This is a genomic window from Pseudomonas sp. 05T35, assembly GCF_056396605.1.
In genome coordinates, this window is record NZ_JBFTLU010000357.1 from 1 (window position 1) to 4779 (window position 4779).

Genomic DNA, 4779 nt, shown 5'->3' on the forward strand with positions numbered 1-4779 from the left:
GTTGGTGGTCGCGCCAGCCGGATACAGCTTGGCAGCGTGAACGAAACCGCTGGCCTTGGCCTCGCGAATTTCATCGGGTGTAGTCCGGTCGGTCAGGTAAAGCACCATCAGCGGTTCGAAACGGCTGCCGGCCGGGCGCGCAGCGAGAAGTTCTTCCTGGGCACAGACTCGGCCCCGCACGCCCAACACGCAAAAGAAGCCGGGTGTGGCTGTGCCGGTTGCTACACCGCTTATGCCGCGATCGAGATGTACGCCGAAGCCTTTGAACAGCGCAATGCGCTGGACAAGCTCGAAGCCTTCGCCAGCCTCAACGGCCCGCGCTTCTACGGCCTGCCGGCGAACACCGACCGCATTACCCYGGTCCGCGAAGAATGGACCGCCCCAACCAGCCTGCCGTTCGGCGAGCTGACTGTCATCCCGCTGCGCGCCGGTGAAAAACTGCGCTGGCGCCTGCTGGAGGAACACGCGTGAGTGAAGACCATTTCGACGACGAACAGGAAAGTTCAGGCGGAGGTGGTTCACGTCACCCGATGGCAGCCAGGTTCCGTGGATACTTGCCCGTTGTCGTCGACGTTGAAACCGGTGGTTTCAACTGTGCCACTGACGCCTTGCTGGAAATTGCCGCCACGACTATCAGCATGGACGAAAAAGGTTTTGTGTACCCCGATCACACCTATTTCTTCCGTGTAGAACCGTTCGAAGGCGCCAACATCGAAGCCGCGGCGCTGGAATTCACCGGGATCAAGCTCGATCACCCACTGCGCATGGCCGTGAGTGAAGAAGCGGCACTGACCGACATCTTCCGTGGCATACGCAAGGCGCTGAAAGCCAACGGCTGCAAACGGGCGATCCTGGTCGGCCATAACAGCAGCTTCGACCTGGGCTTCCTCAATGCCGCCGTTGCGCGCCTGGACATGAAGCGCAATCCGTTTCACCCGTTCTCCAGCTTCGACACCGCGACACTGGCCGGTCTGGCTTATGGTCAAACGGTCCTGGCCAAAGCGTGCCAGGCTGCCGATATCGACTTCGACGGTCGCGAGGCCCACTCGGCTCGCTACGATACCGAGAAGACTGCCGAGCTGTTCTGCGGCATCGTCAATCGCTGGAAACAAATGGGCGGCTGGGAAGATTTCAACGACTGATTCAGTCGCAGGATTTATCCCGCCCATAAAAAAACCGGCCTTGGCGGCCGGTTTTTTTATGCCTGACGCGTGGCTTACAGCTTGCCAGCGTTCTCGGTCAGGTAAGCAGCAACGCCTTCTGGCGAAGCGGTCATGCCCTTGTCGCCTTTTTTCCAGTTGGCCGGGCAAACTTCGCCGTGCTCTTCGTGGAATTGCAGGGCGTCGACCAGGCGAATCAGCTCTTCCATGTTACGACCCAGTGGCAGGTCGTTGACGATTTGCGAGCGAACAACGCCCTTGTCGTCGATCAGGAATGCGCCACGGAAAGCCACGCCGCCTTCGGACTCAACGTCGTAGGCCTTGGCGATGTCGTGCTTCATGTCAGCAGCCATGATGTACTGAACCTGACCGATGCCGCCGGCATTGATCGGGGTGTTGCGCCAGGCGTTGTGGGTGAAGTGCGAGTCGATCGAAACAGCGATCACTTCAACGTTGCGAGCCTTGAAGTCAGCCATGCGGTGGTCCAGAGCGATCAGCTCGGACGGGCAAACGAAGGTGAAGTCCAGTGGATAGAAGAACACCAGGCCGTATTTGCCTTTGATGGCCGAGGACAGGGTGAAGCTGTCAACGATCTCGCCATTGCCGAGTACGGCCGGTACGGTGAAGTCAGGGGCTTGTTTGCCTACGAGTACGCTCATTGGATATCTCCTGGTGTGGTGGCGTGAAGAACGGCATCGAACCAGTCTGTCGCCAATAAACGACAGGTTCATGACTCGAGTGCCCTTCGCAAAGACCGCACATCATACACCGCGTTTTTCGCCTGTCCTTAGCGCTTTTTACAACGACATCAAAAACCTCGGCGCAGGCGTAATGACACCATCCCGGGCCGCATTATGCCGTTCGTCAGGCTGTCGCTGTTCTGGCGCAAAGCGTGCCGAAACCACTTTGACAATCATTCTCGTTAACATTAAGATCCGTCGCAACCGAGCCATAACCCACGACGGTTCTCAATTTATGTATGTCTGCCTTTGCACTGGTGTCACCGACGGAAAAATCCGCGATGCGATCTATGAAGGTTGCTGCAGCTACCGCGAGGTACGCCAGGCTACCGGCGTTGCCGGCCAATGTGGAAAATGYGCCTGCCTTGCCWAGCAAGTGGTACGCGAGACCCTGGCCGAATTGCAATTGAGCCAGGCGGCGATCCCCTACCCTGTAGAATTTTCGGCAGCGTAAATAGAACATTCGAAAGAACCGGACTTAGCGTCCGGTTTTTTTATGCCTGTAATTCAATCGCTTAGCGTTAGGATGCGGAACACAAACATTCTTATTCCGATTAATTTTCATATAGTATTCAATAACTTAGGTTTGACACTAACAACTGCCAAGCTCAGACTTCGCCGTCTACAGGGTAATTAAAGGGCAGGACCCCACATGAAAGGCGACATCACGGTTATCCAGCACCTCAACAAGATTCTTGGCAATGAGCTGGTCGCAATCAATCAGTATTTCCTGCATGCACGCATGTATGAAGATTGGGGCCTGAACAAGCTCGGCAAGCACGAGTACCACGAATCCATCGACGAGATGAAACACGCGGACAAGCTGATCAAGCGCATCCTGTTCCTGGAAGGCCTGCCAAACGTCCAGGACCTGGGCAAGCTGCACATCGGCGAGCACACCAAGGAAATGCTTGAGTGTGACCTGCGCATCGAGCGTACCGGCCATGCCGACCTCAAAGAGGCTATCGCTCATTGCGAAACAGTCGGGGACTTCGGCAGCCGTGAACTGCTCGAAGATATTCTCGAATCCGAAGAAGAACATATCGACTGGCTGGAAACTCAACTGAGCCTGATCGATAAAGTCGGTCTGGAGAACTATCTGCAATCGCAGATGGGCGACGAATAACTTCTACGGCGCTGATCTCGACTCAATAAAAAGCCCCGCCCTCTTACGAGAGGCGGGGCTTTTTATTACCAGCAGGAGCGGCCGGACGGCCGCTTCTGCCTATAAATCAGGCTTCGGTCTTGCCAGCAGCAGCTTTGGCCGCAGCGTCTTTGATCAGGGCCTGCAACGAACCGTCAGCGGCCATTTCAGTCATGATGTCGCTACCACCGACCAGCTCACCAGCAACCCACAATTGCGGGAAGGTTGGCCAGTTGGCGTACTTTGGCAGGTTGGCACGGATTTCCGGGTTCTGCAGGATGTCCACATAAGCGAACTTCTCACCACAGCCCATGACGGCCTGAGCGGCTTTCGCGGAGAAGCCACACTGTGGGGCATTCGGCGAGCCTTTCATGTAAAGCAGAATGGTGTTGTTAGCAATCTGCTCTTTAATAGTTTCGATGATATCCATGAAGCACCTCGGCTGAACTTTCCGACTCAGTTGTCGGCACGGTGACGCATTGTAACGGAAAGCCGAGCGCCATGCTCGGTCTCCCCGACAGACACTTACGCTGCCGCGACGGTCACCGGTACACCATTAAGCGCTGCATTTCCGGACAACTCATCGAGCTGGCGCTCATCGGTCAGGTCATTGGCGCTGGAGCCTGGCTGCCCCATGGCAATGGTCATCTGCACGCCCGGCCGGGCATGCCCCCAACCGTGCGGCAGGCTGACCACGCCTTTCATCATCTCCACGCTGCTCAGCACTTCGACTTCAATTACCCCGACCCGCGAGCTGACCCGCACCCGCTGTCCATCGCTGAGCCCGCGACTGGAAAGATCGTCCGGGTGCATCAGCAACTGATGACGCGGTTTGCCTTTCACCAGACGGTGGTAGTTATGCATCCATGAGTTATTGCTGCGCACATGGCGGCGGCCGATCATCAATAGCTCATCGGCTACCGGTGCCTGCAATGCGGCAAACCGCGCAAGATCAGCCAGGATCGCCGGTGGCGCCGCCTGCACGCGCTGGTTGGCGGTTTTCAGTCGCGGTGCCAGGTTTGCCTGAAGAGCGCCCAGATCGACCCCATGAGGATGATCAAACAAGGTCGCCACCGACAGTTTGTGCGGCGACGCATCACCATAGCGCCCGGCTCGCAAACCGAGGTCGATCATCTTCGCCGGAGGCATCGTCGGCTTCAGCTCTTTGCCGGTTTTCGCCGCAAAGGCTTGGGCCAGGCCAACGAAAATCTCCCAATCGTGCAGCGCGCCTTCGGGCTTGGGCAGGATTGCCCGGTTGAAACGGCTGACGTTGCGCACCGCGAACATATTGAACGTGGTGTCGTAGTGGTCGTTTTCCAGCGCCGAGGTCGACGGCAGAATCAGGTCGGCATAACGCGTGGTCTCGTTGATATACAGGTCAATGCTGAGCATGAATTCCAACCCATCCAGCGCCTGCTCCAGTTGCCGGCCATTAGGCGTCGACAACACCGGGTTACCGGCTACGGTGATCAACGCCCGCACCTGCCCTTCGCCTTCGGTGAGCATCTCTTCGGCCAGCGCCGAGACTGGCAACTCACCGGCGTATTCCGGACGGCCAGACACGCGGCTTTGCCAGCGATTGAAATGCCCGCCCGAGGTGGACGCCACCAGATCGACCGCAGGCTCGGTGCACAGCGCGCCGCCGACCCGATCCAGGTTGCCGGTGACCAGATTGATCAGTTGCACCAGCCAATGACACAAAGTGCCGAACGCCTGGGTCGAAACACCCATACGG

At 57.6% G+C, this 4779-nt stretch carries 7 protein-coding genes; 4 read left to right on the plus strand and 3 right to left on the minus strand.

What is annotated here, in order from left to right; all coding sequences use genetic code 11:
- Window positions 1-471, plus strand: a 471-nt coding sequence (locus tag AC1DH9_RS22535; RefSeq protein WP_477808812.1) for a dihydroorotase, incomplete at its 5' end; no start/stop codon positions are given.
- Window positions 468-1142, plus strand: a complete 675-nt coding sequence (rnt, locus tag AC1DH9_RS22540) for a ribonuclease T (protein ID WP_054593807.1) — start codon at window positions 468-470, stop codon at window positions 1140-1142. The genes AC1DH9_RS22535 and rnt, both read left to right, overlap by 4 nt.
- A gap of 74 nt (window positions 1143-1216) precedes the next feature.
- Here the strand turns inward: rnt and AC1DH9_RS22545 are convergent, their stop codons facing one another.
- Window positions 1217-1819 carry a peroxiredoxin gene (locus AC1DH9_RS22545; RefSeq protein ID WP_019693358.1) on the minus strand — a complete coding sequence of 201 codons (603 nt, stop codon included), beginning with the start codon at window positions 1817-1819 and terminating at the stop codon, window positions 1217-1219.
- Window positions 1820-2135: 316 nt separating this feature from the next.
- Between AC1DH9_RS22545 and AC1DH9_RS22550 the strand changes: the two genes are divergently transcribed.
- Window positions 2136-2354: a bacterioferritin-associated ferredoxin gene (locus tag AC1DH9_RS22550; protein ID WP_477808814.1), complete on the plus strand. Its 219-nt coding sequence runs from the start codon at window positions 2136-2138 to the stop codon at window positions 2352-2354.
- Window positions 2355-2552: 198 nt separating this feature from the next.
- Window positions 2553-3026: a bacterioferritin gene (gene bfr, locus AC1DH9_RS22555; RefSeq protein WP_427532978.1), complete on the plus strand. Its 474-nt coding sequence runs from the start codon at window positions 2553-2555 to the stop codon at window positions 3024-3026.
- A gap of 106 nt (window positions 3027-3132) precedes the next feature.
- Here the strand turns inward: bfr and grxD are convergent, their stop codons facing one another.
- Window positions 3133-3474 carry a Grx4 family monothiol glutaredoxin gene (gene grxD, locus AC1DH9_RS22560; RefSeq protein ID WP_019693361.1) on the minus strand — a complete coding sequence of 114 codons (342 nt, stop codon included), beginning with the start codon at window positions 3472-3474 and terminating at the stop codon, window positions 3133-3135.
- 95 nt (window positions 3475-3569) lie between these two features.
- A partial coding sequence (locus AC1DH9_RS22565; protein WP_477808813.1) for a molybdopterin oxidoreductase family protein occupies window positions 3570-4779 on the minus strand: 1210 nt, incomplete at its 5' end.